Genomic DNA, 26,723 nt, shown 5'->3' on the forward strand with positions numbered 1-26,723 from the left:
TGCGGCGGCTGGACGCTGTCGCGGACGCGGGGTCAGGCGGCGCCGGCCTGAAGGTCCTGCTGGTTCTGGAGTTCCAGGAGCCGGAGCCTGTCGGTGCGGTGTTGGGCCTGCCGGTCGGGGTCCGGGATGGGCGCGGCCATGAAGAGCCGTTGGGTGTAGGGGTGTTCGGGTGCTCCGGTGACCTGTTCGCCGTCGCCCCATTCAACGATCTCGCCGTGGTACATCACGGCGACCCGGTGGCTGAGGTGCCGCACCACGGCGAGGTCGTGGGAGACAAAGAGGTAGGCGACGCCGGTGCGTTCCTGGATCTCGATGAAGAGTTCCATCACGCGCGCCTGGGTGGAGAGGTCAAGGGCTGAGACGGGTTCGTCGCAGACGATGAGCTTCGGGTCCAGGGCCAGGGCCCGGGCGATGGCCACGCGCTGACGCTGGCCGCCGGAGAACTCCCGCGGCAGCCGGTGGGCGGCGCCCTGTGGCAGCCGGACCTGGTCCAGGAGGTCGGCCACCCGCTTGTTCGCGGCCTGGCGGTCCACTTTGCGGACGGTGAGCGGTTCGGTGAGTATCTGCTCGATGGTCATCGACGGGTTCAGCGAGGTGTACGGGTCCTGGAAGACCACCTGGATCTCATGGCTCAGTTCCTTGCGCTTGGCGCGGCTTGCCTTGGAGATTGCCTCGCCGCGGTAGCTGATGCTGCCGCCGGTCACAGGAGCCAGGCCCAGGACCGCGCGGCCCAGCGTGGTCTTGCCGGAACCGGATTCGCCCACCAGGCCCACGGTCTCGCCGGGCCGGATGTCCAGGGAGACGCCTTTGAGGGCCTTGAACGGTTCTTTGCGGAAGCCCTTGAGCGGGTATTCGACCACCACGTCCTTGACGTTGAGCAAAGTTTCGGTCATGACGCCACATCTTTCAGTTCCTTGAGGGTGTACTGCCCGCGGGGTGCGGTATCTTCGAGGATCGCGTCCAGCAGCTGGCGCGTGTACGGGTGCCGGGCATCGTTGAAGATGGCCCGGACGGGTCCGGTCTCCACGACGCGGCCGGACTGCATGACCGAGACGCGGTCGCAGAGGTCGGCCACCACACCGAAGTTGTGGGTCACCAGGATGACGCCCATGTTCAGTTCGTCCTGGAGCTCGCGGAGCAGGTTCAGGACCTCGGCCTGCACGGTGACATCCAGGGCCGTGGTGGGTTCGTCGGCGATCAGCAGGTCAGGTTCGCAGGAGACGGCGCCGGCGATGAGGACGCGCTGGGCCATGCCGCCGGAGATCTGGTGCGGGTACGCGTTGAAGGTGCGCTCGGGGTTGGGAATGCCCACCTTGGCTAGCAGCTCCAGGGCCCGTTTGCGGGCTTCGGCCTTGGAGATGCCAAGGCAGACCCGCATCGGCTCCATCAACTGGCTGCCGATGGTGAATGCGCCGTCCAGGTTGGACATCGGCTCCTGCGGAATGTACGCGATGCGCTTCCCGCGGACCTTGGTCATTTCCTTTTCGGAGAGATGTGCCAGGTCCTTGCCCTCGAAGGAGATGGATCCACCGGTGATGCGTCCGCCCTGCGGCAGGAGCCGGAGGATGGAAAACGCGGTCTGCGTCTTGCCGGAACCCGATTCGCCCACCAGGCCGTGCACCTCGCCGCGTCGAACTGTCAGGTTCACATGGTTGACCACGTGGGTGGTTGAACCGTCGGGCTGGTCGTAGCCGACGCCAAGATCGGTGACTTCCAGCAGCAGCTCGCCTTTGTCTGCGCCCGGTTCTTCGGGATGGACGACGGCGGCAGCACCGCGCTTCTCAGCCGCACCCTCGGCGTCAGCGATGGCAGCAGCTGCCGCAGCCTTGCGGCTCTTCTTGACCGGGCCGCTGCTGCGTTCCAGTTCATCGCGCATCGCGTTCGCGAGCAGGGTCAGGGCGATGCAGACCAGACCGATGATCAGGGCGGGCCACAGGACCAGCGTGGGTGACTTGAAGATATTGATGAAGCCGTCGTTGAGCATGCTTCCCCAGGTGGGGATGTTCCGGTCCCCCAGGCCCAGGAACTCAAGGCCGGCCTGGATGGCGATGGCAATGCCCAGGACCATGGCGGACTGGATGATGACAGGCGCCCGGACCACGGACAGGATGTGCCGGCCGATGATCCTGAAGTCGCTGAGTCCGGAGACCCGTGCGGCGTCCACATAGAGCTCGTTGCGGACAGCGGTGACTGAGGCGTAGACCAGACGGAAGAAGGCGGGTGAGAGCAGGACGCCGAAGATCATCATGGACAGCCACATGGACGGGCCCACCACAGCGCGGGCTGCCAGCAGCACCACCATGCCCGGAAGTGCCATCATCAGGCCCGTGAGCCAGGAGGAGACCGAATCGAACCAGCCGCCGTAATATCCGGCGATCAGGCCGGCAGTGACCCCGAGGACCAGCGCCACGGCGAGGGCCAGCAGGGCGCCGGCGAGGCTGAACTGGCCGGCGAACAGCAGCCGGCTGAGGACGTCGCGGCCTGCGCTGTCGGCGCCAAGGAGGTGTTCGGAGCCGGTTTTGGCCAGCACATCCTTCAGGATTGCAGTGTTGGGGTCGTGGGTTGCCAGCAACGGCGCCAGGATCGAGGCCAGTGCCACCAGGAACAGGACAAGCAGGGAGGCTGCGCCCGTGGGATGGGTTAGGAGCTTCCGGAAAAGGGAAACCTTGGCTGCCGTGACGGGCAGTGCGAGGGGAGTTTCGATCATGACAGCCGAACTTTCGGATTGAGCCAGCCCTGGGCGAGGTCGATGATGAGGTTGACGGCCACCACGATTGCCGCCGTGGCGACGACGACTCCCATCACGACCGGGATGTCACCCTGGCCGGTGGCGGCCACGGTGATCTGCCCGAGGCCGGGCAGTGCGAAGATCTGTTCCACGATGACGGCGCCGCCGAGGAGCCCGATGAACTGCACGGCGAGCACGGCCAGGGCCGGGCCGCCGGCGTTGCGCAGGACATGCCTGTAGACCACGCGGTTGAAGGACAGGCCGCGGGCCCGCAGCGTCCGGACGTAGTCCTGGCGGAGTGCATCGATCAGCGAGCCGCGCACCTGCTGGACCACGGCGGCGATGCAGCCGATGGACAGGGCGATGATCGGCAAGGTGACAGTCGCTGCCCAGCCGCCGAACGACGTCGTAATAGGCACGTAACCGGTGGCCTTGAACCATTTGAGGTTCAGTGCGAACAGGGAAACCAGCCCCAGTGCAATCAGGAAGCCGGGGATGGCAAAACCAAGCACTCCAACAAACTGGACCACCCGGTCAACCCAGCCGCGGCGGACCGCAGCCCACACACCGATGACCACGGAAATCACAGCCGCAATGATCACCGCGCCCAGGACCAGGGAGAGGGTGACTGAGAGCCGGCTGCTGACACCTGCACTGACGAGCTGGCCGTTGAACCAGGACCGGCCAAGGTCACCCGTCAGGGCGCCGGTCAGCCAGTCCCAGTACTGGACAGGGAGCGGGCGGTCCAGGCCCAGCTGGCTGGCCTTCAGGGCAACCTGAGCGTCGCTGGCGGTGGGGCCCACGAGGCGGCGCGCGATATTTCCGCCCCCTGCATAGAGCAGCAGGTAGGCGACCGTGGTAATGACGAACAGCAACAGGACGCCGGACAACAGGCGCCGCAGCACGAATCGGTACATTCGAAAATCCTTTGGGAGGGTTCCTGAGGCTGCCGGACCGGGCCGCAGTTGTGCGGCCCGGTCCGGCAGCTGTCCGCTAGGAGGCGGGGGTGAAGGACCAGATGTAGGGGTAGACGTTGCCCGTCTGCAGCTCCACGTTGGTCTTGGCGTCAGTCACAAAGCTGTTCTGCGGCCGGTACCAGGGAGCAAACCAGGCCTGCTCCACGATGTACTTGTTCAGTTCCTTCGCAGCCGACTTCTGCTCATCCTCGGAACCAACGTTGACTTTCTTCACCAGTTCGTCGACCTTGGGATCGGCGTATTTGTAGGGGTTCCAAGCCGAGTTCGGAGCAATTTTCATGTTGATCAGCTGCCAGTCCGACTGCTGCTCCAGAATCATGTAACTTGCGGCGTATTTTGCTGACAGCAGGTCGGCAATGAAGTTGTTGCCTGCATCGATGGTCTCGACGTTCACTCCGACATCCTTGAGTTGCTGGGTGATCAACGCAAAAATCGAGCTATTGACGAGCGGTGTGGACGGCATTTGCAGGTTAAACCCGTTCGCGTAGCCGGCCTCTGCCAAGAGCGCCTTGGCCTTGGCGGGGTCGTAGGGGTAGCGGGAGTCCAGGGACTCGTCGTACGCGTCCGACGACGGCGGGAACACCTGGGTAGTGGGCGTGCCGCGACCTTGGTTCACGGCATCCAACAGGGACTTTGTGTCGAAGGAATAGTTCAAGGCCTGCCGGACGCGGACGTCCTTGAGTGCGGGATTGGTTGTACCCGCACGGTCAAAGAGCATCAACCCAACCCAGTTGCCTTCGAATGCATTGTTCTTGTAGCCAGCAGCTTCGGCTTCCTGGATCATTGCGATGTCAATGAGGGAGCCATTGAGCGTCCCGGACTTGACGGCGCTCAGCAATGAGGTCTGTTCCGGGTAGACGTTCAGGACCAGGTTGTCGTAGTGCCGGAGGTCTTTGGCCCAGTAGTCAGGATTGCTCTTGTAGGTGTAGGACGTGCCGGTCACCGTGGCGGCGGTGTCCAGGACGTAAGGTCCGGAGCCGACGGGGTTGGTGGCGATATCAGCGTTTCCGAAGGAAGCCGGGCTCTGCATAAACGACGCATCCTTGGACAGGTAGCCCAGGAACGCCGGGTCAGGAGCCGACAGAGTCAGCTTCAGCGTGGTGGCGTCCACTGCCTCAGCGGTCTGCAGGGCGGCCAGGAACTGCGCGTCTGCTGATGTTCCCGCCTTGAACCGTTCAAGGTTCTGCTTGGCGGCATCCGCACTAAATGCGGTGTCGTCGGTGAACTTCACATCATCGCGCAGCTTCAGGGTCAGGACGGTCTTGTCCTCGTTGTACGTCCACTCAGTGGCCAGCATCGGCACCAGTGTGCCGTCTGGCTCCATGCGAAGCAGGGTGTCGTAAACGGCCTGGTAGAACGGCGACACGTTGGCGAAGTCGGAGTCAGCAGCCGCGAAGGACTTGGGCGCCATGAGCGTACCCAGGGTCAGTGTTTGCGAGGTCTGCTCGCTAGAGGAGTCTCCCCCGGCAGAGCAGCCGGTGAGGCTCAGGGCAACGGCGGCAACAACTGCAGCCATTCGCTTAGGTCGGAACATCTTTGGTCCCTTTCACGGTCAGTGACCGTCCACCATGGACTGCCATTGGGAAAGACCGTAGCACGAAAACAGACCACATGGTAGGTTTTTGTTTGAGGTAACCGGAAATTGACCAATGTGACGTGCCACACGAGGCAAGGCCGTGCTTAGCCGGCCTGCGGCCAAGGTTGTTAGAGTTTCCAGATGACTGAAACAGCGACAAGTGGTGTCGCAAACGAACGGCGCCGTCGCGGCAGCTACGCCAAGACAAAGGAGCGCCGCCAGGAAATTTTGACGGCGGCGTTCGAAGTTTTCTCCACGTCCGGATACCGGGCGGGATCCATCCAAGACATCGCCGACAAAATCGGATTAACCAAGACCGGCCTGCTACACCATTTCCCCAGCAAGGAAGCCCTGCTCGAGGCGGTCCTTACCCTTCGTGATGAGGACTCCTGGGCCGCGGCCGGCATTGTGACGGACAACGGCATGGAGACCCTGCGTGGGATCGTCCGACTCGTTCAGTACAACACCACAGTTCCCGGGCTCGTAGCCCTCCACTGCGTCCTATCGGCCGAGTCGACAGACCCGACCCACCCCGCCCATGAGTACTTTCAGCGGCGCTACAAATGGGTTCGGGAGGTTGGCGGCCAAGCATTTTCCGATCTGGATCGTCGAGGCAGGCTAAGGCCTGGCGTGACGCCGGGCGCAGCGGGACGGCTGCTCGTGGCGCTTATGGACGGATTGCAGGTCCAGTGGTTGCTGGACAACGACTCCGTGGATATGGCCGGCGAACTGCGGACTTTCCTCGGCGCTGTTACGACCGAAGAGTTCTAGACGCGCCGGTGGCGGTCGCTCCCACTACCGCAGGGCCGCCTGAAGGAAAGCAATCATTTCGCGATTGAAAGCCTCTGGTTCGTTCCAGTGAGGGCAATGCCCACTGTTTTCAAACACGGACAAATGAGAGTCCGGCAGAGTCTCCGCGAGCCATTTCATGCCTTCCAGCGGAAATGACGGAGAGAAGTGGCCTGTCGCCACCCAGGATGGAACGTTGACCCTCGAAACGACGTCCCGCCAGTCCGCAGTAAAGTGGTCCACCATCAACTGAAGCACCGCCCCTGGGGGAAAGTCAGTAAGGCCACCCACCTCGGCGAGCAGTTGCCCGACGTGAGCGGGCATCGGTGGTTCGAATGACGGATTGCCCCACTGATATCGGCCGTTAACGCAATCCCAGACGTTTGCCCACTCGACAGACCTGACACCCCAGGCCCACGACTCGTCATTGATGATCTTCGGGGACTGATCAATGGCCGCAAACGCCCGTACGCGGTCCGTGCCGAATAAGTCAAAGTATGCGAGGCAAACCGAGACCCCCAGGGAATGTCCGACAAGCGCCACCGCGTCAAGTTCCAGATGTTCAATCAGTTCGCCCACGTCTTTCCCTAGGCGGGAGACACGCTGACCGCTGGTCGGCGACTCTGAACGGCCATGGAACCGCAGGTCAAGGGCGAGCGTCCGATATCCCGCGGCCACCAGCGCCTCACGTTGGAAGGCCCAGTGCTCGGCCCGGCACGTAAAACCATGGACGAGTAAAACGGCGGGTCCGGTGCCGTGATCGTCGTAGACCAGCCGAACACCGTCCGTGGTTCGAAACGACTTTTCATGATCAGCCAATTGCGCCTCCTTGGGCAATCAAATTTGTTTTCTTCCGCGAAGGAGCAAGGGTCGCCCGGGTGAGTACCCGAGTGCGTCCTGCTTGTCGTTACATCGGGTTCGATCCGACGGTGAGCCCGCCGCAAACATACAGTGTCTGGCCGGTGATGAAACCGGACCGCTCGTCGAGGAAGAATCCGGCAGCGTTGGCGATGTCCTCCGGCTGGCCGAGCCTGCCGACGGGAACGGACGAGATGATGGCCTTTGTGTGGGGTGAGTCTTCCGGGTTAGCCTTCATGAACAATTCCGTGGCGATAGGTCCCGGTCCGATCGCATTGACCGTAATGCCGGCAGCGCCCAGTTCCAGGGCCCATGTCCGGGTCAAGCCGATAAGGCCGGCCTTGGCGGCAGAGTAGGCGGTGCGCAGTTCCTTGCCGAGGGCGGCACGGGAAGACATGTTCAGAATGCGGCCGAATCCGACCTCTGTCATGCCCTCCAGGACGCTTTGAGTGCACTGAACGGCGCATCGGAGGTTTAGGGCATGGGACTGATCAAGTTGGCTAAGGGTCTGATCCCGGAGCGGTGCCGGGAAGACCGCGCCCACATTGTTGACCAGCCGGGTGATGGGGCCTTCCGCAAGTGCGGTTTCCAAGGCTTCCGCGGTGCTGTCGACATCGGAGAGATCGGCAAGGATCGAGCGACCAAGATCGGCATGCTGCCGGTCGATGACCACGACGTCCCATCCCTGCTTGAGTCCGTGTTGAGCAATTGCGCGTCCGATTCCTGACGCGCCGCCGGTAACTAAGAGGCGTTCGACCATGAGAATTTCCTTCCTCCGCACACGTCGGCATGCGCGGAACGCTGTGGGATCAGCGCAAAGCATTGTTCCTAAGTATCCGTCAGGAAAGCTCGGCATAATGCCTAAATCCCATACCAATTACGGCTAGACTGATCGGCAAAGCAGAATAATTGATTGCCCAGAGGAGAGAAAGTGGAAGTCAAGGATCTTGAAGCCTTTGTCGTGGTTGCTGAAGAGCTCCATTTCGGCAGGGCTGCAGCGAAGCTGCACATGTCCCAGCCGCCTCTCAGTGCGCGGATCCGGCAACTTGAACAAAGCCTTGGCCTGCGGCTTTTTGAACGCAGCACGCGCAGCGTTGCGCTGACGGACGCGGGGTCAAGGCTACTGGTTCCGGCGCGGAAGGTTCTTAGTCAGGTCGCCTCTGTCCAGAATCTCGCCGAATCCATCGCGGCCGGGGACCAGGGTCGCGTGCGGATCGCTTTCGCGGGCGCCTCGAGCCAGCGCGCCCTCCCGATTCTGACTCGGGCTGTTCGGGAGTCGTATCCCGGAATCGAGTTGCAGTTGGAATCTCAAACGTACGTATACACGGCGTTGAACAAGCTCCTCGAGGGTTCGTTGGATCTGGCTTTCGCACGCCTTCCTACGCCGCAGCCGGAACTTGAATCGCGCGTCGTCGAGGTCGAGCAGATCCTATGTGCCCTGCCCGAAGGGCACCCTCGAGCCAATCAGCCAAATCTGTCATTGGCGGACCTCCACGACGAGGATTTCGTCAGCCTGCCCTCTGATACCGGGTCCATCCTTCAGGCCACCATGTTTGCCCTTTGCATCACGGCAGGATTCCGGCCCCGGGTGGTTCAAATATCGCCCGACTCTGCAACAGCGCTGGCTCTTGTTGCGGCCGGGGCTGGAATCACCATCACCTTGAGTTCTGTGACGCCGGCCCAGTCGGTAGGGATCGTTTACAGAGAACTCGTCGACATCCATCCCAGCCACATGTTCGCCACACTGACCTGGCGCAAGGATGACCCATCGCCCGCACTCTCAGCAGTCCTGGAGGTGTCCAGGTCAGCTCTGCCAACTCCCGATCTTTCTGGTTTCGATCTCAAACTATAGGTAATTGGTATTTCTATTCGGAACAATGTCTAGCTAATCTTTTGGGAAGGCACCAAGCCAGTCCCTCAACGAAGAGAGCTAACTGCAATGACAACAACCCCTGTGGCGGTGGACTCGGGCATCGAAGCCCGCGTCTACCGGAAAGTTGCGCTCAAGGTTCTTCCGATCCTGATGCTCGGAATGTTTGTCTCCTATATCGACCGCGCCAATCTCGGTGTAATCGCTGGCCCGCTGTCACGTGATCTGGGTCTGACGGCGGCGACCTTCGGTCTCGCAGCCGGTTTCTTCTACATCGGTTATCTGCTGTTCGAGATTCCGTCGAACATGTTCCTCGCCAAGGTAGGCGCACGGATCTGGCTGGCACGGATCATGGTTACCTGGGGCATCGTGACGGTGGCCATGGCCTGGATGCAGAACGATATCGCTCTTTACACCATGCGCTTCCTCCTTGGCTTGGCGGAGGCTGGCTTCACCCCCGGCGCTATACTGTTCCTCGCTCTCTGGCTGCCCGCCCGGCTGCTTCCCAAGGCAATGTCCTGGTTCAACCTGGCTGTCCCTGTCGCCTTGGCCACCGGCTCCGTAGTGACGTCATCAATCCTTCTCCTCGATGGGCTCGGCGGTATCGCGGGATGGAGGTGGGTTTTCGTTTTGGAAGGCCTGCCGGCAGTCATCCTGGCAGTAGTCTTCTTCTTCGTCCTGCCCTCTTCGCCGGATAAGGCTTCCTGGCTCGATGAAGATGAAAAAGCATACCTGGCAAAAAACGTGACTCAGCGCGCCGATGCTGGGGCTCACGAACTGAAGCAACTCCCGGCAGCCCTGCGGCGGCCGTCGCTGTGGGCATTCGCTATCACGTACTTCTTCATCCTTATCGGCTTTTGGTCGATCACCTACTTCCTTCCCTCCATTGTCAAAGAGCAGTTCAAGCTGGACGTGGTGGCATCCGGCTTCATCTCCGCGATTCCGTGGGCCATATCCGCGATCGTCATGTTCGCCATAGTCCGCAGTATCTCCAGGACGGGCGAGCGTCGCTGGCACCTTACAGTCCCCATGATTGCCGCCGCCCTGGGTCTCCTTTTCGGAGTACTCTCCGGGAACCCGTTCCTGTCACTTCTCGGCGTGAGCATCGCCGCTGCAGGCTTCTTCGCAGTCCTGTCAACCTTCCACGCAACCGTCGTGCAGGTCTACGCCGGCGCACTGGCCGCTGTGTCCATCGCCCTGGTCAACTCCGTGGGTAACCTCAGCGGTCTCGTCGGTCCGTACATCCAGGGATGGCTTACCGACCTTACGGGTTCGACCTCCACCGGTCTCCTGGTGATGTCAGGCTTCTTCGCCCTCGCTGCCGTATTCGTTTACATCCTGATCGGCTGGGCGGATCGTAAAACTGGGGGACTCCGCGGAACCCTGAACATCGAAACACCCACCTTTCCCCGCACCGAAGGATGACCGAGACTTTGCTAGTCCAATCAACCACCCAGACAGCGCCTCCCGGTTATGAGCCGTCAACTGCCGCACGCATCCTTGAGGTACGAACTGTGCCCTATGCGATCCCCTACAGCAAGCCGCTTAAGTTTGCGAGCGGATCAATCGCCATAGCTGACAACGTGCTTGTGGAGATCGTCACCAGCGACGGCGTAGTCGGAATAGCCGAAGCACCGCCTCGCCCCTACACCTACGGCGAGACCCAAGCCTCCATCGTCGCGGTGATTGAGCAAATATTCGCTCCCGCCATCATCGGGCTCTCAATTCTTGACCGCGAACAGGTCAGGTCACGGCTGGCACGAACGGTCGGCAACCCAACCGCCAAAGCCGCAATCAACATGGCCATGTGGGACGCTTGGGGAAAGACAATCGGCACCCCGGTCCACAGCCTTCTGGGAGGGTTCACCGACCAGCTCCAGGTCAGCCACATGCTGGGATTCGACGATCCCGACGTAGTGGCCGCCGAAGCCATCCAACTGCGCGAGACGCTCGGCATTTCGAGCTTCAAGATCAAGGTGGGACGCCGCCCCGTCCACCTGGACGTGGCCGTCTGCAAAGCGGTCCGCGGTGCGTTGGGGCCGGACGCCGAACTTTACATCGACGGGAACCGCGGGTGGACAGCGGCGGAATCCGCTCTGGCGATCCGTCAGCTTGAAGACGTCGGCCTCAGCCGTGTCGAGGAACTCTGCCCCGCTGATGACGTCTTGGGCCGACGCTGGCTGGTCTCCCAGTGCCCCATCCCGTTTGTCGCCGACGAGAGCGCCCCGACACCTGCAGACGTCACCCGCGAGATCCTCGCGGGAGCAGCGACTGCGGTGAGCATCAAAACAGCCCGGACCGGCTTCTCGGACTCGTTACGCGTATCCCACCTTGCCGAGGGGCTGGGCATCGAAGCTGTCATCGGCAACCAGATCGACGCGCACATCGGTACCGTCTGCTCCCTCATTTTCGGTGCATCTCAGGAGATCACCGCGCGCTCCGCGGCGGAACTGTCCAACTACCTGGACATGGCCGACGATCTACTCCAAGAGCCTCTCCTGATCGAGAATGGACGTATGCGGGTCCCTGACGGACCCGGCCTCGGCATCCGGCTCGATCCGGAGAAGGTCACCCGCTACCGCGTCGATCTCTGACACCACCAAACCTCCTCGCTCCAACCCAAACCGAACAAATCAAAGGACACATCATGGTTTACCTCCGTCTCCACCACGTCAACGTCACCTCCGATGACATGTCACTGCTGACCGACTTCTACGGAAAGGCATTGGGACTGAACCAGCTCCCGTCCCCGGCGATGATCGCCACTTCCAAGAACGCGGACAAAGACATCGACGGTGACGCCGAGTGGGACAGTGCCGCCAAGTTCTACGACGCCGGCGACCCGAACGAGCTGCAGATCCACGCCACCCAGCGCCAGCCATACCTTGCAGCGCAGGAAGGGCACTCGGTCAACCCGCTGATCGGGGGCCACTTTGCATTCCGGACCGATGACATTGAGGCGATCAAGGCGCGCCTGACCGAGCACAACATCCCGTTCGACGACTGGGGCATCTGGTCGGTCGAGGGCTGGCACCAGATCTTCTTCACCGATCCAGCGGGCAACATGATCGAAATCCACCAGGTCATGACCGAGGGCGAATCCTGAACCTGCCGATGACGACTCCCCAAGCCCCCCATCAGTCGTCAGGCGGTGAAATCCCCCGATATGCCGAACTGCTGGATCGCCCCGGAAGGCTGAAGGGAACGGCGTGGGGCCTCTGGGGTCCGACAGATCAGCTCGGCACACTCAACCACCTCACACCCGAGCGCGTGCTCGCCGCACGGGAAAGCATCCTGACCGGCGCCGTCGTCCCTCTGAACCTGCCGTTGACAGAGTTCGACCCGCCGATCATTTCCCACCGCGGCTCGGTCGAACACACCGTGTTCGGCTTGAATGAGTTCCACCGCGATGACCGGATCGACAGCTTCTTCCTGCAGGCATCCACGCAGATCGACGGACTTCGTCACTTCGGGCATCCGGACCGTGGCTTTTACAACGACACCGACCCGACGGGACTGGTTGCGGGCCAGCCCGACCTCGGCATCCAGGCTGTGGCACAACGCGGGATTGCCGGACGAGGGCTGCTCATTGATGTGGGTGCCTACCGAGAAGCGGTGGGCCGTCCGATCGATCAGACGCGAAACGAGCCGATTCCGGTCACGGATCTGGATGCAACTCTCGAGTGGCAAGGCAGTTCAGTTAGTCCGGGCGATATCATCATGATCCGCACCGGCTGGCTGCAGCATTTCCGTCAGGTGACTGACCATAGGGACGGCGTGCTTCGTTCGCCGGGACTTCGCCAGTCGGAAGAGACTGCGGCTTGGCTTTGGGACCACCAGGTCGCCGTGGCAGCCTCTGACAACATCGCCCTCGAAGCGTGGCCGCCAACTGATTCTGAAGTCACCGTCGATGCGGAACTGAATGGTTCCATGCCAATGTCCAGTCACACCGGGATGCTTCACCGCATCCTCATCCCCCTGCTGGGACTCACCCTCGGTGAACTTTGGGCGCTCGACGAACTCGCAGCCGCCTGCACCCTGCGCAAGCGGTACGACGTGTTCCTCACCGCACAGCCGCTAAATCTGCTGGGTGGAGTCGGCAGCCCCGCCAACGCTATGGCGATCCTTTAACCGCGAAAGATCAGGAGCATTTTGTCGTGAATCAACACCAATCGGTGACAGCCGAAGCTGTCCTCATCACCGGTGGCGCATCAGGCATCGGCCTGACGTGCGCACGCCAGGCCGCGGCCAGGGGCGCCCGCGTCGCCATAGTCGATATCAACCCCTCTGCAGCAGCAGATGCTGTGGCGACGCTTGAAGGACACGGGCACCTCGCGATCGCCGCCGATGTCACCGACGCCGATGCCATGCGCAGCGCCGCTGACCAGTTCGCTGACGGAGGAAGCATTACCGGTGTGGTTGCCGCCGCCGGCATAGTCAGCCGCCTGCCGTTGCTCGACATCGATGTGTCCGAATTCCGGAGGGTGCTCGACATCAACGTCATCGGAGTCCAGAACACGATTTCCGCCGCCGGGCCACACCTTATCCGGGCCGGCGCCCTGGGAACGGTAGTCGTCCTGGGCAGCGCCGCCGCATTCACCGGAGGCGGCCTCATGGGTAACGGCGCATATGCCACTTCCAAGGCCGCTCTCATCGGGCTGGTCCGCGGGTACGCCCGCGAACTTGCCCCGCACCGCGTGCGCGTAAACATGGTCGCCCCCGGGGCAACGGAAACACCGATGACCGATGTCTTGAGTGATACCGACCGCGACCGGATCGCCGGAATGTCACTCCTGGGACGTCTCTCAAAACCCGAGGAAATTGCTGCCGCCATCGCTTTCCTCCTCGCACCAGATGCCGGCACCATCACCGGACAGATCCTTCACGTGAACGGCGGCGTGGTCTTCGGCTGAAATGTAAGGTCCAGTTATCAAAGGCATGGATGAGCGGCTCCCGGGTTTGTGGTTCCGGGAGCCGCTCATTCGTGTGCTGCAGTCAGACCGTTGCGGGTGTCGCGAGCGACGCCTCCGAGAGGGCGGTGAGCTCCTCCGCGGTCAATTCGAGGGTAGCCGCTGCGAGCAGGTCGGGCAGTTGCTCTACCGTGCGGGCGCTGGCGATCGGGGCGAGAATCGTCGGCTGCGACCGGAGCCAGGCGAGGGAGATTGTCGCGACTGAGACGTCATGGGAGGCCGCGACCTCGTCGAGGACAGACAGCAGGGCCGCGTGTTTCTCCAAGTACGCCTGGGCGCCGTCAGCGCGGGGGCTGTCTATGCTCGCGCCCTCGCGGTACTTGCCGGTCAGGAAGCCCGATGCAAGGGAGTAGTACGGCAGGACGGCGAGCCGTTCCTGCAAGGCGATGTTGCGAAGCTCGCCCTCGTAGTCCCGCTCGATGAGGTTGTAGTGCGGCTGCAGGGCCACCGGGCGGTGCAGCCCCTTTGCGTCGACGATCCGGAACCACTCGGCGATGCGTGCCGCAGAGTAGTTGGAGATGCCGATGTGGCGCACCTTACCGGCGTCTACGAGTGCGGAGAGCGCGGTGACCGTCTCCTCGAGCGGCACGGACGCGTCGTCGAAGTGTGCATAGTAGAGGTCTATGTGGTCGGTGCGCAGCCGCTGAAGGGAGGCGTCTGCGGCAGCGGCGATGTTTCTGGCTGAGAGCCCCTTGAAATCCGGGTGCTCACTAACTTTGGTGGCGATGACGAGCTCGTCCCGTTTGCCGCGGAGCTGATGCCACTCGCCGATGAGGCGCTCGGATTCTCCGCCGGTGTTACCCGGCACCCAGGCGGAGTATCCGTCCGCGGTGTCGACGAAGTTGCCGCCTCCCGCGGTGAAGGCGTCGAGGATGTCGAAGGATGCCTGCCGGTCTGCAGTCCAGCCGAAGACGTTGCCGCCAAGGTTGAGCGGGAAAACGGACAGGTCCGAGGTGCCGAGGGCAACACGTGAATGAGTCATGATGAGTCTCCTGAAGTTGGTCTAGGAAATGGTGTTCTGCCGCAGCCGCTTCGGCGTGCGGGGGAGGTTCAGATAAGTGATTTGGCGGTAAGCCAGTCCTTGGCGATGGTGGCTGCCGGCAGTTTCTCGTCGGCACTGCGCGCGTTGAGGGCCACGAGCTCCGCCGCTGTCATGGCGTCGCTGATCCGGTCGATGATTTCGGCTGCCTTCTCGTCGACGTCGCCGCTGGCCAGCGGGACCACGTTGGAGGCGAGGAACAAGCCTTCCGGGTCCTCGAGCACCACCAGATCGTTCTTCTGAATGGAGGGGTCGGCGGTGTAAATGATGGCCAGTTGCACAGCGTTGTCCTTCAACGCCTTGACAGTCAGTGGGCCGCCACCGTCTTCAACCGGAGTGAAGTTAACTTCAACGCCGTACTTGTCCTTGAGGCCTCGGGGGCCGTTTGGCCGGGTTTCACCCTCGGAGTTGCCTCCGAGGGTAAGTGGCTCGGTGACTTTTGCGAGGTCAGCGATGGTGGTGAGGTCCCACCGATCGGCGAACTCCCGGGTGACGACGTAGGCGTCCTGGTCGGTGGCAGGTGACTGGTCAAGCACGCGCAGGTTTTCGGGAACAGCTTCATGGAGTTCGGCGTAGACGGCGTCGGCCAGGCGCGCGGTGGTTTCTGGCTCCCAGTGCTGCAGGGCGGGGCCCGTGTACTCAGGGAACAAGTCAATCTCGCCCGCCTCGATTTCAGGCAGATATGCTTCGCGCTGGCCGATCCGCAACTGGCGCTCCACGGAGTACCCGGCTGCCTCTAGGGCCTGGACGTACGTCTCGGCAATGATCTCGTTGGAGTAATAGTCCTGCGAGCCGACGACAATGGACTCCGTGGTGTTGCTGCCGGCGTTGTTGTCGTTTAAGGGATTGCTCGTCGAACAGCCGGTTAGTGCGACGACGGTGACGGCGGACAGCGCGGCGGCGAAAATTCGGGGATTCATGATTGTCCTTTCAAAAGGGGTGAGGGTTAAGGGCGGCGCGGCTGTGCCGCGTGAGTATGGCGGGAGGGCTTGCTCCCGGTTGGTGTGGCGACACGGCGGCCAGCCCGCTGCAGGGCGGAGAGCATGATTTCGAGCAGGAGTGCCAGGATCACCAGCAGCACCGCGCCGGCGAGCATCTGCGGGTAGTCCCGGGTTTTGAGCCCTGCATACAGGTAGCGGCCCAGGCCCACGTCAGCCACGTAGGCGGCGAGTGTCGCGGTGGCCACAACCTGCAAGGTGGCGGCGCGCAGACCACCCAGGATGATCGGTGACGCGAGTGGCAGTTCGACCCGCAGGATGATCTGCAGCTCACTCATTCCGCTTGCGCGTGCAGCGTCCACAGTGGCGGGGCTGACGTTTTCCACGCCGGCGTAGGCTCCCGCCAGCAACGATGGGACGGCGAGGACCACGAGGGCGAGCACGGGTGCCTGTAAACCGATGCCGAGGGCCAACCCAAGGGCGGTGAGTAATCCAAGGGTCGGGATCGCCCTGGCTGCGCCGGCAAGAGCTGCTACTACCGAGCGGCCTCGGCGTGTGTGGCCAACGATGATTCCAATTGGCAGCGCGATGGCAGCCCCGACGAGTATCACCCCGGCCGTAACCGCGAGGTGTTCGAACACGCGTTGGAAGATGCCGGTCGGTCCGGTCCATCGTGCGGAATCACTGAGCCAGTTCAGGGCCTCGAGGAGGAGGGTCACGGTCGTACCTCCGCAGGCGCGGCGATGTGCCTGACTGTATTTTCGCGGCCGGGGCGTCTCGCGCGCGTCCAGGGGGTGAACATTTGGCCTGAAATCACCACGGCTGTGTCGAGCAGCATCGCGAGGACGACAGTGAGCACCATTCCCGTGAGCACCTCCTCTGCGATGCCGCGCTGAAAGCCGTCGGTGAACAGGCTGCCGAGGCTGGAGATTCCGACGAGAGCACCGATCGTGACCAGCCCGACGGTGCTCACAAGCACCACGCGGACACCGGACAGGATCACCGGGACTGCCAGCGGGAGCTCGACCTGCCAGAAGACGGCCCGCGGTGAATGGCCGATCGCGACGGCCGCCTGCCGGGCTGTCTGGTCGACGGCAGCGAAAGCGTCGGCGACGCTGCGGACCAGCAGCGCGACACCGTAGATGGTGAGTACCACCACCATCGTCAGCGGTGACCGCAGCGGGATGCCCAACAGTGCCGGCACGATGATGAGCAGCGGCAGCGCTGGTACGGCGTAGAGCAGGCCGGCGATGCTGAGCAGTGCACCGCCAAACTGGGGCCGGCGGTTCGCGAGCACCCCGAGTGGGAGTGCGATGAGCACGCTGAGGATTATGGCGGGCAGACTGAGGGCAAGGTGAATGAGCGCCAGCTGAACCGCTTGCGGCCAGCCGGTTGCGAGCCAGGTCACAGGGCAAGCACCCCAACCGGGCGGCCTTCGCCGTCGACGACCACCCGACGCCCTGCCACATCACGGGCAACAAGCGTCCGGTCGGCGCGATCAGCGCCTACAAATTCGCGAACGAAGTCGTCTGCCGGTGCGGCGAGGATTTCCGTCGGCGTGCCGACCTGCGCGATGCCGCCACCTTGGCGCAGCACCACGACCTCGTCCGCAAGGCGGAACGCCTCGTCGATGTCGTGCGTGACCAGCACGATGGTCTTGCCGAGCTCCGCTTGCAAACGCAGCATCTCATCCTGCAGCTCACGGCGCACGATTGGATCGACTGCCCCGAACGGCTCGTCCATCAGGAGGATGTTTGGATTGGCGGCCAGCGCGCGGGCAACCCCGACGCGCTGCTGTTGCCCCCCGGACAGCTGCGACGGGTAGCGCAGGGCAAGTGAAGCGCTGAGGCCAACGCGTTCGAGCAGTTCGTAGGCGTCGCGGCAGGCATCACGGCGTCGCACTCCCTGAAGAACGGGGACGGTAGCGACATTGTCCAGCACGGTGCGGTGCGGCAGTAATCCGCCGGCCTGCAGCACGTAGCCGATGGATCGTCGAAGCTGCACGGGGTCCAGCTGCCGGACATCGCGTCCGTCTATGAGTACTGCACCTTCGGTGGGGTCGATCATGCGATTGACCATCCTGAGCAGGGTGGTCTTCCCGGATCCGGAGGACCCCACGAGCGCGACAGTGCGATGCGACGGCACCACCAAATTGAAGCCCGCGACTGCCACGGAGTCGTCTGGATACCTTTTTCCGATCTCACGGAACTCGATCATCAGCCCGGGATTCCTGTAGATGGTGCGGCGGGACGCTGATCCTGCGCCACATGGATCAAGGCGGTCATGGGAGCACCACTGCCTTGCCGCCGACAGTGTTTGCCTCAAGATCGCGGTGCGCCTGCACGATGTCCTCCATGCGGTAGGTGGCGCCGACCGGGACCGGGGCGTGGCCGGTGGCAACTGCGTCAAGGAACTCCTGCAGTACCTCGGCAGGGAGATCGGCCGCCTCTCCGGAGTATGCGGTGAGCCGCACGCCGTTCGGCAACCAGTCCATCGGATAAAACTGATCGATTGTCCACTGGTCGGAGAGCATGCCGGTGAAGCAGACAACACCCCCCGGGCGGACCGTGCGCAGTGTATCGCGCATCACGTTGACCCCGACGAGCTCCACAGCGCCGTCAACGCCGCCAGGCATTATCCCCCGCACGCGGGGCGCGATTTCGCCGTCGTCGATAAGCACATGGTCTACGCCCACGCTCTCGAGCAGGGCGCGGCGGGACTCGTTGCGGGTGGTGGAGAGAACGGTCATACCGCGGAGCTTTGCCAGCACCGCGATGGCCAGACCGATTGAGGACGTGCCGCCCCTGATGAGCACGCTCTCCCCCTCCTTGGCCTGCACCCCTACCGTGAGGGAGCCGTAAGCGGTCTGCAGCATCTCTGGAACGGCGCCGATGACGTCCCAGGGAAGCTCACTATGGAAGGGGATGACCTGCGACGCCGGCACCAGCACGAACTCGGCGTAACCGCCGTCGAACTCGCGGCCCATGCCGCCCATCATCGTGACCACCTGCTGACCAGGTGCGAACTCCCCGCCGGGAGATTCCGCAACGACACCAGCCGCCTCAATTCCCGGGACACGTGGAAAACCTCCGGTGTACGCCAGGCCCTGGCGGAAGTGCAGCTCGGACCGGTTGAGTCCGAAAGCCTTCACGTGGATCAGTACTTGACCCGGCCTGGCTGCCGGGCGAGGCAGCTCCCTCAGCTGCAGTACTTCAGGTGCCCCTGGTGCCTCCACAACCACTGCACGCATTGTTTCACTCATTGCGGCACCGCGGCGGATACGGTGAGGCTTTCATCAAGGCGCTGCACCGCTGACGCCAGAGCGCTGGTGTCCTCACCGGCGAGGTGTTCGTCCAGAGCGTCCTGCAGCACCTGGACGCCAAGATCCAGTGCCCGCTCGCCGGCAGGGCTAAGTGCAATGAGTGAGGAGCGGCGGTCAGAGGGATGCGGCTGCCGTTGGGCCAGCCCCTCCTGTTCAAGTCGATCCGCCAGTTTGCTCGCGGCACCTACGGTGATGCGCAGCTCCTGGCGGAGCTCCTGTACGCGAGCGGAGGGCGCGTAGCGCCGAATCACTCGGAGGGAGGACAGAACAGCGAGCGACGGCGCGCCTGCGGCTTTGAGCCGGTTATCCACGTGGTTCCACAAGTTGGTTTCATACCGGATGAGTGCATCGAAGAAGTCCATAGTGAAGGTAACTATACTTCGAGGAATTATATTCCTAGGAATCCACCTTTAAGGGGGGCGTCCAACATCGCCCCGCCCTGGCTCTGCTACCCGGCCCGCTGGGTCATGAACATCATTCGCTCCGCGCCGAACCTGGCGTTCGCGTCTCGCCATTAGTGCTGGGCCCGTTCGACCGAATCCTCGCCATGCCATCAGCTCCCGAGCCTCCATCGGGAAAATTTCGCGAAGGTCACCAGAGTATGTGCTTGAGCACACCAGACAGAACAAGAATAACCAGCTAGTGGTATGTCTCCAAAATAGTTTGCGGGTGTTCTGTTAAACTGGGGGTATGACGAATCCGGCTCCTGCATTGGTGGTTTCTGATGGACAACGTGCAGCATTGGAGGTCCTTTCGAAATCGCAGACGGCGTCCCATCGCGAGGTTCAGCGGGCGCAGGTTTTGTTGATGGCCGCGGAGGGGTTGGCCAATGAATCGATCGCGAAGGTCGCCGGGACGAGCCCGGGGACGGTGAGGTCCTGGCGGGCCCGGTTCGCCGAGGACGGCCTGTCCCACCTGGGAGAGGTGCGTGCCGGGCGGGGCCGCAAGCCGGTCATTCCGCAGTCAAAGATTGACGAGATCGTTGATCTGACGCGCAATTCCAGGCCCGAAGGGCAGACGCACTGGTCGGTGCGGACGATGGCGGCGAAGGTGGGGGTGTCTCCGGCGCAGGTGCAGCGGATCTGGGCGGCCAGGGGCTTGAAGCCGCACCTGGTGGATACGTTCAAGCTCTCCAACGATCCGCGGTTTGAAGAAAAACTCATTGATGTCGTCGGCCTGTACCTGAACCCGCCGGAGAAAGCGATCGTGCTGTGCATGGACGAGAAATCGTCCATCCAGGCCCTGGACCGCACCCAGCCGTCCCTGCCGATGAAGAAAGGCCGGGCGGAAACGATGACCCATGACTACAAACGCAACGGCACCACCACCTTGTTCGCTGCCCTGGACGTGGCCACCGGAAAAGTCATCGGCTCATGCCTGCCCAAACACCGGCACGAAGAATTCCTGGTGTTCCTCAAGACCATCAACAAAGAAGTCCCGCAGGGCCTGGATGTCCACCTGATCCTGGACAACTACGCCACCCACAAGCACCCCGACGTGAAAGCCTGGCTGGCGAATAATCCCCGCTTCCAGCTGCATTTCACCCCCACCTCGTCCTCGTGGCTCAACCTCGTCGAGCGCTGGTTCCGGGAACTCACAGACAAGGCCCTGCGCCGCGGAGCGTTCCATTCCGTACCGGACCTGATCCACAAGATCGAAGAGTATCTCGCCGCCCACAACACCGAACCCAAACCCCTGGTCTGGACCGCGACCGCAGACTCAATCCTCAAAAAAGTAGCCCGCGGCCGCGTCGCCCTCGAAACCATCAAACAAAACTGAGACACACCACTAGTACGCCAAGTTCTCGAGCGGATCTTCACGGGCAGGGGCCTAAGTTCGTCAAGGACAGCCCGGCATTTACCGGCGAGGCCCCCATGGCCAACATCATGCTCTCAGCCATGGGGGCACGTCCCTGAAGTCGAACGCTCGCTCATCAGGGAACGATACGGGAATGCATCGCCTCAGCCCAGCAGCGGGGCTCGCACAAGGAGCGGAAAAGGACTTACTCGGGACGGACGTCCGCGCTGGTTCGGCTCGGCCGATAACGGTATGCCGAAAGACGTCCCTGCCCGCGATATAGAGATCAGCCAGGACACGGTCTATGAGTACCTGTGCCAAGCCTAACTTGTCCTTTGCACTGGCCTCCGCCCTACAAGGAGGGTTATGAGGCCGTTCTCAGGGCGCGCCCTTGGTCGTCACCCCTAGATGCAAAGCTGCCATATTTATGTCCCATCTACATATGTGCCGTGCAAGCCGCACCGGTGTCATTTTTCCTGGCGTGCATTGTCGGAATCCATGAGAGGGCGCCACCTGCGCAACGAGGTCCGCGACTCGTAGGCCTGCGGGGACGGATAGGTCACGAGCTCCACTGTGCTGCCCCAAGGGGTGCGGGCGTAGAGATACCGGTTGCCCTCGCCGGCATCGCCTCCGGGAAGATCACCGGGCTGGCTCAGCAGCTGCCCGCCGGCCTTTTCCAACTGGGCGGCGGCCTCCTCGATGTCGTCTACGTAGACGCAGAAGTGCTGGAGGCCGTAGTCGCTCGGCACTACAGGGTCGCGCTGGGTTGTCCCGGAGTAAGCGAACAGCTCCAGATTGGGTCCTTCGCCGAGACGAAGCATGCGTATTGCCTCGATCCTTGCCCCTGCGGGGATACCCAGGCCGGACTCGACGGCGGGGCCTGCCAGGGGTTCGTCGAGCATGTCGTAGATCTTTTCGGCGCCGAAGGCGTCGGCGAAGAAGCGGGTTGCCTGCTCGAGGTCGGGCACCGTGATGCCAATGTGCTCGATTGCGCGAATTGTCATTGTTACTCCTTTTAGATCTCGGCTGCGGCCCAGAAACCAGATTGGGTTGCCTCGTACATGCGTCCGCCCCTGAGGCGTGTGCCGATGATATGCACGCGGTAATCGCCGACTGCCCCCGCCAGGGCATCGCTGGCCGCGCGGTCCTGCGCCCACACGACTGTCTCTCCAGCGGGGGCCTGCTGGTCGGTGAGGACAGTGACGTTCCGGGCGGCGAGCAGCCCCTTCAGGTGGTTGCGCTGCATGTCGTTGGTGTCGAGTCCGATGTCGGCGCTGGGAGAGCTGAGCGTAACCTTCCGGCCCTGCTCGGCCAGCCACAGGGCGGCGAACATCGCGGTCTCCGTGTCCCCATGCACAGTCAGCTCCTTCGCTTCGGGGGCACGGCGGTCGGCCAGCATCTGCACGGCGTCGATGGCTCCCTTGGGGGCGCCCGAGCTGTTAGTGCCGGTGGCGAGTAGGACGGTGTCATACCCGTTCATGTCCGCTTCCGTGATCTCGGTGTTGAGCCGGACTTCAACGCCGGTGCGCTGCAGCTCGGCGCGATAGAACTCGAGGAACGTGGTGATCTCCTTGTTCAAGACCTCCGCCGCTGCCCACCCCCGCAGCTGGCCGCCAATCTCCTGCTCGCGTTCGACCAGCGTCACTTCATGCCCGCGCTCGGCGGCCAGGATGGCGGCCTCGCATCCGGCCGGGCCGGCTCCAACAATCAGGACCCGCTTGGCGAGGACGGCCAGCCGACGGGCCTCGGCGGCCCGCTTTTCTTGAGATAGGGCTGGGTTAATAACGCACTGTGTGTGCTGACCGTTGAACATCCACCGTGAGATGCACTCGTTGACGGCGAGGCAGCGGCGAATGTTGGACGTTTCACCACGCCGGGTCTTCTCGACGATCGCGGGATCGGCAAGGCCGGCTCGTCCCATGGCGACGAAGTCCAGTTCCCCGGCGGCGACGTCGTCGTTGAGCTCGTCCAGTAGCCAGACCAAACGCCCGACTCCAATGACGGGTACGGAGACCCGCTTCTTCACTTCTTTGGCATAGTGCAGGAGGTTGCCCGGGGGGACCATGGGCAGGAGAATGTCCGCTGTGTCGTAATTGCCGGCCGACACGTCCAGCGCATCGACGTACTCCTCCAGCATCTGGCAGAACGCCAGCCCGTCCTCCAGGGAGAGCCCGCCCTCGTACGGCTCCTCGACACTGAGCCTGTACAGCACCGGGAAGTCGCGACCGACCTGTTCGCGTACCGCCCGGACCACCTCGAGGGCGAATCGGGCCCGATTTTCGAGCGAACCTCCGTACCCATCGGTGCGCTTGTTCGTCTTGGGCGACAGGAACTGCCCTAGCAGGTACCCGTGCGCGCCGTGGAGCTCTACCGCGTCGAAGCCCACTTCCTTGGCCCGGCGGGCGCCCTGGGCGTACATGTTGATCAGGCCGGGGATCTCCTCGAGCTCGATGGCGCGCGGTGCCGTTCCGAAGGCGCTGGTGATGCCGGCCGTTGGCGCGATCGGGGGCACGTTGCCTTCGGTGTTGCCCTGCGAGTTCTGGCGGCCCGTATGGTGCAACTGCACGGCGATCTTCGCGCCCTCATTGTGCACCGCCTCGACCAGGTCGGCCAGACCGGACCGGTAACGGTCGTGGTCGATCCGGATCGGGTGTCCGACCGTGCGGCCAACCTGCCAGTCAACCGAGGTGTTCTCCGTGATGAGCAGGCCCGCTCCCCCGCGCGCCCGTTCCCGGAAATATTCGATGAGGCGGGGGCCCGCGTATCCATCGACGTCGGCGTACTGGGTGAAGATGGGGGACTGGACGAAGCGGTTCTTCAGGGACATCCGTCCGATCCGTCCGGGCTGGAACAGTGCGGCGTGCTTCACGGCACGCTCGCTCAGGGTATTCGACATTGGGGACTCCTTCGTCACCGGGAGGTATTTCCTCGCAGTAGCAAGTATCTGAAACTCCAGGGCGCAAAACCTGCCGCCATGTGCACAGAAATGTTCCAGGTACGCACAATGTTGAGTGGATCACACTCCGCGGCGGGCATTCCGTGCTTCCCGGGGTGAAACACCGTAGGCGGCACGGAAGGTACGACTAAACGACGACGGGTTGTCGAAACCGCACCGGTGTGCGACCTGAGTGACCGATACAGGTGCAGGCGACAGCAGTAGTTGGTAGGCGAGTTCCCGACGATGCCGCATCAAAAACTCTCGGCAAGTCTCCCCTGTACCCTCGAACAGTGTATGAAGGTAGCGGTTCGATACTGCATTACCGCGGGCAATATCATCCACGGTGAGGCTGGAATCGCCAAGCCTGGACTGGATGAAGGCCTTGATCTCCATTAGCCGAATAGTCTTTGTGTCGAGCACGATGTTGGACGAAGCGCCAATTGCCGAGGCCAACAGATCGATGGCAATCCGTCCCGTTAGCGCAGCTGCATCCTCGTCCAGGTCCGGCGACTTCATCGACGTGTGTAACCAGTCAAACAGCAAACGCAGACTGGGGCTGGTGGCCAGGGGTCGGCCGACAAGTGAGTCAAGGCGCGGCAGTGCCTCGAGGCAGAGCTGCCGGGGCATAAAGAGCGTGGTCTTAACGAGCGGGCCTTCACTGAAGCACTCCCCCGGGACGACGCCGTCCCACACAACCGCGGTGCCGGGTCCCACAACTGCCTGCCGGCCGCCTTGTGAGAATACTTCCCGGCCGTGCCTTACCAACAGCACGGCTGCATAGTCACCGTTCGTATGGCTGATTTCCCGCTGGCCGCGGCGCCCGGACATTCCGCCAAGACGGCAATCCACAGCCCACGGCCCACCAAGCTTTGCCGCCCTGTACTTCAATGCGGCGTCGCGAACCACATCCAACTGCCACGGCAAATGGCTTGTCGAGAAATCAGAGACCATCTCATCGGTAACTGTAGGGATCGTCGTCACGAAGTTCATGGGTTATTCCATTCCGTGCATAGTGCAGCAGATGTTCTTTTCCGATCCAGACCACCCCTAACAGATCGTGACGATGAAAGAGTGGCCGTATTCAGGGACGGTCAGGGCAGCACTTCAACGTGTCGGCGTTAGTCAGAGTGAGATGGCTTGAAGCTTGCAGCGTGGCCCTTTTCGCCAGGCCTTCGGGTGGCGCTGAAGCCGCCACCCGACGACCTAGTGATCAAGGAGGGGCCATTCCCGCAGACGGCGTTGTGTCAGTTCTCAGGATCGAGGATGAAGTCGTACGTGACTTCACGGCCGTTGCCGTCCCCGCGGTCCGTAGGTGCGAGGATTAGCTCCGGCTTCACGGCCGAAGCAATATCGTCTGCCACATGCTCATCACCCTGGAAGTACAACTGGGTAGTGATGAGCTGGTGGCCGGGCGCGGAGACCTTCAGGTGCAGGTGTGCCGGACGCCAGGCGTGCCAGCCGGCAGCTGCGATGAGGGCACCGCAGGCGCCGTCAGTTGGAATCTGGTACGGGGCCGGCTGAATGGTGTTGGCCTGGAACTTGCCCTCGGCGTCGGCAATGACGGAGCCACGGAGGTTCCATTCCGGCAGGCCCGGCGCGAACTGGGAGTAAAAGCCAAGGTCGTCAGCGTGCCAAAGCTCGATCAAGGCTCCCGGTAGGGGCTGCCCAGCAACGTTCTTTACCTGTCCCTGGAACAGAAGCGGCGTGCCCGGCTCGTCATCACGCATGGGCAGCGAAGCTGGTGTGTTTTGAACAGGCGCGTTCGGGATGTAATAGGGACCTTCAATGGTTCCCTTGGAGCCGTGTCGGTTGACGTTGGCAACTTCTTCGACGGAGTGCTCCACCCAGACATCAAGAAACAGCGGCCATTCCCCATCCTCGCCGACCCTGATCAGCCAAGCTTTAAGGGCGTTGTATTCGTCATAAGTGACCTTTTCGTCGATCACGGTGTCGTTGATGGCTTTGATGATCCTGCCGGCAAGGGCACTAACTCTTTCCTGGCTTGTAGTTACAGCGACGTGCTTGTCTTCCCTGAAGCGGGCTGTTGCACCCGCACCTGAGGCGGCTGCAGTTGCCTGGGTTTCCGTTGTCACGGTGACTCCTTTGTCGTAGAAATTTCGTATTGATGTCAGCATTGTGCGTTAGGACAGCGCCATGTGCTGGGCATCACATAGTGTTCGGTTGATTCAGACTAGGCTTTCAATTGGGCGAACAGAAATACCTATTTCAGACGCATTGAAAGGGTTTCCGTATCAGTTGTCGGGGAAGCTGCACGACGGCGGATGGGTGCTTCGCCAGCGAGGTCACCTTGATGTCTATGTACGGACGAGCGGCAAACCAGAGAGCAACAAGTGCTCGTCGTTTTCAGCCACGTCGAACACTGAGCAGTTCGAGTACTCACCGACTACACCCCAAAGATGCGCCCACCTCCCGTCACGCTGAAGTTCCTTCAAGCATTCACGTTCCTTAGCTTTGAGGGTGCCCTCCTGGTCAGTGGGCATGTCCAATATCATTTGATATGTCCTGGTGGTCACACTGGACGGCCGGATCAAAAGATTGTTGCGTTCCTGGACAACCTCCGCGACCGTGGGGACACGAGCCTCGTTGGAGGGCAGGGCGTGTTGAGCAATCTTGACGGACTGGCCTATGGCGTCCAGCAGCCGCTTGAGAGTTTCAGCCTCAGTTTCGGAGGCAACAGTTATGCCCTGTTGCTCCCGGCACTTCGGATCCCGCCAGCACACCATCAACGACGACGTACCGTCTTTTCGTGTGCGTTTCTGGATGCTGGCCACAAAAATGCTACGTCCGTCTCAACGCTCTGGGGCATTTGTCAACGACCAGCAAGCCAACTTGCCCCTGACCTGCGATAACACTGTGCCCGAGGTGGGACTCGGACCGCCTTCCAGCCCCTGAAGAACCGC

At 62.4% G+C, this 26,723-nt stretch carries 26 protein-coding genes; 8 read left to right on the forward strand and 18 right to left on the reverse strand.

The window, feature by feature from the left end:
• Positions 1-32: 32 nt before the first annotated feature.
• The 4 genes from AU252_RS00475 to AU252_RS00490 form a co-directional block, all read right to left on the reverse strand.
• The gene (locus AU252_RS00475) at positions 33-893 is read right to left on the reverse strand and encodes an ATP-binding cassette domain-containing protein (protein ID WP_058929041.1); all 861 of its coding nucleotides are present in this window, start codon (positions 891-893) and stop codon (positions 33-35) included.
• Positions 890-2,707: a dipeptide/oligopeptide/nickel ABC transporter permease/ATP-binding protein gene (locus tag AU252_RS00480; protein WP_058929042.1), complete on the reverse strand. Its 1,818-nt coding sequence runs from the start codon at positions 2,705-2,707 to the stop codon at positions 890-892. The genes AU252_RS00475 and AU252_RS00480 overlap by 4 nt, the downstream gene beginning before the upstream one ends.
• Positions 2,704-3,645, reverse strand: coding sequence for an ABC transporter permease (locus AU252_RS00485; RefSeq protein ID WP_058929043.1), 942 nt, complete (start codon positions 3,643-3,645; stop codon positions 2,704-2,706). Before AU252_RS00485 ends, AU252_RS00480 begins: the two co-directional genes overlap by 4 nt.
• Positions 3,646-3,721: 76 nt before the next feature.
• Positions 3,722-5,221: an ABC transporter substrate-binding protein gene (locus tag AU252_RS00490; protein ID WP_240484278.1), complete on the reverse strand. Its 1,500-nt coding sequence runs from the start codon at positions 5,219-5,221 to the stop codon at positions 3,722-3,724.
• A gap of 201 nt (positions 5,222-5,422) precedes the next feature.
• On the opposite strand from AU252_RS00490, the gene AU252_RS00495 reads away from it, so the two are divergent.
• Complete coding sequence (locus AU252_RS00495) at positions 5,423-6,052, forward strand: TetR/AcrR family transcriptional regulator (RefSeq protein WP_083510171.1); 630 nt, start codon at positions 5,423-5,425, stop codon at positions 6,050-6,052.
• Positions 6,053-6,076: 24 nt separating this feature from the next.
• On the opposite strand, the gene AU252_RS00500 is transcribed toward AU252_RS00495, so the two are convergent.
• Both AU252_RS00500 and AU252_RS00505 read right to left on the reverse strand, forming a co-directional pair.
• Positions 6,077-6,889: an alpha/beta fold hydrolase gene (locus AU252_RS00500; RefSeq protein WP_157768900.1), complete on the reverse strand. Its 813-nt coding sequence runs from the start codon at positions 6,887-6,889 to the stop codon at positions 6,077-6,079.
• A gap of 88 nt (positions 6,890-6,977) precedes the next feature.
• Positions 6,978-7,688: an SDR family oxidoreductase gene (locus AU252_RS00505; protein WP_058929047.1), complete on the reverse strand. Its 711-nt coding sequence runs from the start codon at positions 7,686-7,688 to the stop codon at positions 6,978-6,980.
• 171 nt (positions 7,689-7,859) lie between these two features.
• Between AU252_RS00505 and AU252_RS00510 the strand changes: the two genes are divergently transcribed.
• From AU252_RS00510 to AU252_RS00535, 6 genes are all read left to right on the forward strand, one after another.
• Positions 7,860-8,780 carry a LysR substrate-binding domain-containing protein gene (locus tag AU252_RS00510; protein ID WP_058929048.1) on the forward strand — a complete coding sequence of 307 codons (921 nt, stop codon included), beginning with the start codon at positions 7,860-7,862 and terminating at the stop codon, positions 8,778-8,780.
• An 87-nt stretch (positions 8,781-8,867) separates the two neighbouring features.
• Positions 8,868-10,223, forward strand: coding sequence for an MFS transporter (locus AU252_RS00515; protein ID WP_058929049.1), 1,356 nt, complete (start codon positions 8,868-8,870; stop codon positions 10,221-10,223).
• A gap of 8 nt (positions 10,224-10,231) precedes the next feature.
• Positions 10,232-11,392 (forward strand): mandelate racemase/muconate lactonizing enzyme family protein, encoded by a 1,161-nt coding sequence (locus AU252_RS00520; protein WP_058932672.1) that lies wholly within the window; start codon positions 10,232-10,234, stop codon positions 11,390-11,392.
• 53 nt (positions 11,393-11,445) lie between these two features.
• Positions 11,446-11,904: a VOC family protein gene (locus AU252_RS00525; RefSeq protein ID WP_043480746.1), complete on the forward strand. Its 459-nt coding sequence runs from the start codon at positions 11,446-11,448 to the stop codon at positions 11,902-11,904.
• An 8-nt stretch (positions 11,905-11,912) separates the two neighbouring features.
• Positions 11,913-12,929 carry a cyclase family protein gene (locus tag AU252_RS00530; protein WP_058929050.1) on the forward strand — a complete coding sequence of 339 codons (1,017 nt, stop codon included), beginning with the start codon at positions 11,913-11,915 and terminating at the stop codon, positions 12,927-12,929.
• Between the two features lie 26 nt (positions 12,930-12,955).
• The gene (locus AU252_RS00535) at positions 12,956-13,711 is read left to right on the forward strand and encodes an SDR family NAD(P)-dependent oxidoreductase (RefSeq protein ID WP_157768901.1); all 756 of its coding nucleotides are present in this window, start codon (positions 12,956-12,958) and stop codon (positions 13,709-13,711) included.
• An 82-nt stretch (positions 13,712-13,793) separates the two neighbouring features.
• Here AU252_RS00535 and AU252_RS00540 read toward each other — a convergent pair whose 3' ends face one another.
• From AU252_RS00540 to AU252_RS00570, 7 genes are all read right to left on the reverse strand, one after another.
• On the reverse strand, positions 13,794-14,750 hold the full coding sequence (locus AU252_RS00540) for an aldo/keto reductase (protein WP_058929052.1): 957 nt from the start codon (positions 14,748-14,750) through the stop codon (positions 13,794-13,796).
• Positions 14,751-14,818: 68 nt separating this feature from the next.
• Positions 14,819-15,727 carry an ABC transporter substrate-binding protein gene (locus AU252_RS00545; RefSeq protein WP_058929053.1) on the reverse strand — a complete coding sequence of 303 codons (909 nt, stop codon included), beginning with the start codon at positions 15,725-15,727 and terminating at the stop codon, positions 14,819-14,821.
• A 26-nt stretch (positions 15,728-15,753) separates the two neighbouring features.
• Positions 15,754-16,464, reverse strand: a complete 711-nt coding sequence (locus AU252_RS00550; protein WP_058929054.1) for an ABC transporter permease — start codon at positions 16,462-16,464, stop codon at positions 15,754-15,756.
• Positions 16,461-17,066 (reverse strand): ABC transporter permease, encoded by a 606-nt coding sequence (locus tag AU252_RS00555; protein ID WP_240484279.1) that lies wholly within the window; start codon positions 17,064-17,066, stop codon positions 16,461-16,463. The genes AU252_RS00550 and AU252_RS00555 overlap by 4 nt, the downstream gene beginning before the upstream one ends.
• Positions 17,067-17,149: 83 nt before the next feature.
• Complete coding sequence (locus tag AU252_RS00560) at positions 17,150-17,962, reverse strand: ABC transporter ATP-binding protein (RefSeq protein ID WP_058929056.1); 813 nt, start codon at positions 17,960-17,962, stop codon at positions 17,150-17,152.
• Between the two features lie 64 nt (positions 17,963-18,026).
• A complete protein-coding gene (locus AU252_RS00565) occupies positions 18,027-19,007 on the reverse strand; it encodes a zinc-binding alcohol dehydrogenase family protein (RefSeq protein WP_058929057.1) in 981 nt (326 codons plus the stop codon).
• A complete protein-coding gene (locus AU252_RS00570) occupies positions 19,004-19,429 on the reverse strand; it encodes a MarR family winged helix-turn-helix transcriptional regulator (RefSeq protein ID WP_058929058.1) in 426 nt (141 codons plus the stop codon). Before AU252_RS00570 ends, AU252_RS00565 begins: the two co-directional genes overlap by 4 nt.
• Positions 19,430-19,757: 328 nt before the next feature.
• Between AU252_RS00570 and AU252_RS00575 the strand changes: the two genes are divergently transcribed.
• Positions 19,758-20,846: an IS630 family transposase gene (locus tag AU252_RS00575; RefSeq protein WP_058929059.1), complete on the forward strand. Its 1,089-nt coding sequence runs from the start codon at positions 19,758-19,760 to the stop codon at positions 20,844-20,846.
• 485 nt (positions 20,847-21,331) lie between these two features.
• On the opposite strand, the gene AU252_RS00580 is transcribed toward AU252_RS00575, so the two are convergent.
• The 5 genes from AU252_RS00580 to AU252_RS24350 form a co-directional block, all read right to left on the reverse strand.
• Positions 21,332-21,868: a VOC family protein gene (locus AU252_RS00580; protein ID WP_058929060.1), complete on the reverse strand. Its 537-nt coding sequence runs from the start codon at positions 21,866-21,868 to the stop codon at positions 21,332-21,334.
• 11 nt (positions 21,869-21,879) lie between these two features.
• Positions 21,880-23,760, reverse strand: coding sequence for an NADH:flavin oxidoreductase (locus tag AU252_RS00585; RefSeq protein WP_058929061.1), 1,881 nt, complete (start codon positions 23,758-23,760; stop codon positions 21,880-21,882).
• 120 nt (positions 23,761-23,880) lie between these two features.
• Positions 23,881-24,792 carry a helix-turn-helix domain-containing protein gene (locus AU252_RS00590; RefSeq protein WP_058929062.1) on the reverse strand — a complete coding sequence of 304 codons (912 nt, stop codon included), beginning with the start codon at positions 24,790-24,792 and terminating at the stop codon, positions 23,881-23,883.
• 254 nt (positions 24,793-25,046) lie between these two features.
• Entirely contained in the window at positions 25,047-25,895 is an 849-nt protein-coding gene (catA, locus tag AU252_RS00595) for a catechol 1,2-dioxygenase (protein ID WP_240484280.1), read from the reverse strand.
• Positions 25,896-26,117: 222 nt separating this feature from the next.
• Positions 26,118-26,594 (reverse strand): muconolactone Delta-isomerase family protein, encoded by a 477-nt coding sequence (locus AU252_RS24350; protein WP_240484281.1) that lies wholly within the window; start codon positions 26,592-26,594, stop codon positions 26,118-26,120.
• Positions 26,595-26,723: the final 129 nt, after the last annotated feature.

This window comes from Pseudarthrobacter sulfonivorans (genome assembly GCF_001484605.1).
Taxonomy (GTDB): domain Bacteria; phylum Actinomycetota; class Actinomycetes; order Actinomycetales; family Micrococcaceae; genus Arthrobacter; species Arthrobacter sulfonivorans_A.

Bases quoted from the DNA above. Each gene is read 5' to 3' on its own strand.
- AU252_RS00475 (WP_058929041.1), bottom strand. From the start codon at position 893: ATGACCGAAACTTTGCTCAACGTCAAGGACGTGGTGGTCGAATACCCG.
- AU252_RS00480 (WP_058929042.1), bottom strand. From the start codon at position 2,707: ATGATCGAAACTCCCCTCGCACTGCCCGTCACGGCAGCCAAGGTTTCC.
- AU252_RS00485 (WP_058929043.1), bottom strand. From the start codon at position 3,645: ATGTACCGATTCGTGCTGCGGCGCCTGTTGTCCGGCGTCCTGTTGCTG.
- AU252_RS00490 (WP_240484278.1), bottom strand. From the start codon at position 5,221: ATGGCTGCAGTTGTTGCCGCCGTTGCCCTGAGCCTCACCGGCTGCTCT.
- AU252_RS00495 (WP_083510171.1), top strand. From the start codon at position 5,423: ATGACTGAAACAGCGACAAGTGGTGTCGCAAACGAACGGCGCCGTCGC.
- AU252_RS00505 (WP_058929047.1), bottom strand. From the start codon at position 7,688: ATGGTCGAACGCCTCTTAGTTACCGGCGGCGCGTCAGGAATCGGACGC.
- AU252_RS00515 (WP_058929049.1), top strand. From the start codon at position 8,868: ATGACAACAACCCCTGTGGCGGTGGACTCGGGCATCGAAGCCCGCGTC.
- AU252_RS00525 (WP_043480746.1), top strand. From the start codon at position 11,446: ATGGTTTACCTCCGTCTCCACCACGTCAACGTCACCTCCGATGACATG.
- AU252_RS00530 (WP_058929050.1), top strand. From the start codon at position 11,913: ATGACGACTCCCCAAGCCCCCCATCAGTCGTCAGGCGGTGAAATCCCC.
- AU252_RS00540 (WP_058929052.1), bottom strand. From the start codon at position 14,750: ATGACTCATTCACGTGTTGCCCTCGGCACCTCGGACCTGTCCGTTTTC.
- AU252_RS00545 (WP_058929053.1), bottom strand. From the start codon at position 15,727: ATGAATCCCCGAATTTTCGCCGCCGCGCTGTCCGCCGTCACCGTCGTC.
- AU252_RS00560 (WP_058929056.1), bottom strand. From the start codon at position 17,962: ATGATCGAGTTCCGTGAGATCGGAAAAAGGTATCCAGACGACTCCGTG.
- AU252_RS00565 (WP_058929057.1), bottom strand. From the start codon at position 19,007: ATGAGTGAAACAATGCGTGCAGTGGTTGTGGAGGCACCAGGGGCACCT.
- AU252_RS00570 (WP_058929058.1), bottom strand. From the start codon at position 19,429: ATGGACTTCTTCGATGCACTCATCCGGTATGAAACCAACTTGTGGAAC.
- AU252_RS00575 (WP_058929059.1), top strand. From the start codon at position 19,758: ATGACGAATCCGGCTCCTGCATTGGTGGTTTCTGATGGACAACGTGCA.
- AU252_RS00580 (WP_058929060.1), bottom strand. From the start codon at position 21,868: ATGACAATTCGCGCAATCGAGCACATTGGCATCACGGTGCCCGACCTC.
- AU252_RS00585 (WP_058929061.1), bottom strand. From the start codon at position 23,760: ATGTCGAATACCCTGAGCGAGCGTGCCGTGAAGCACGCCGCACTGTTC.
- AU252_RS00590 (WP_058929062.1), bottom strand. From the start codon at position 24,792: ATGAACTTCGTGACGACGATCCCTACAGTTACCGATGAGATGGTCTCT.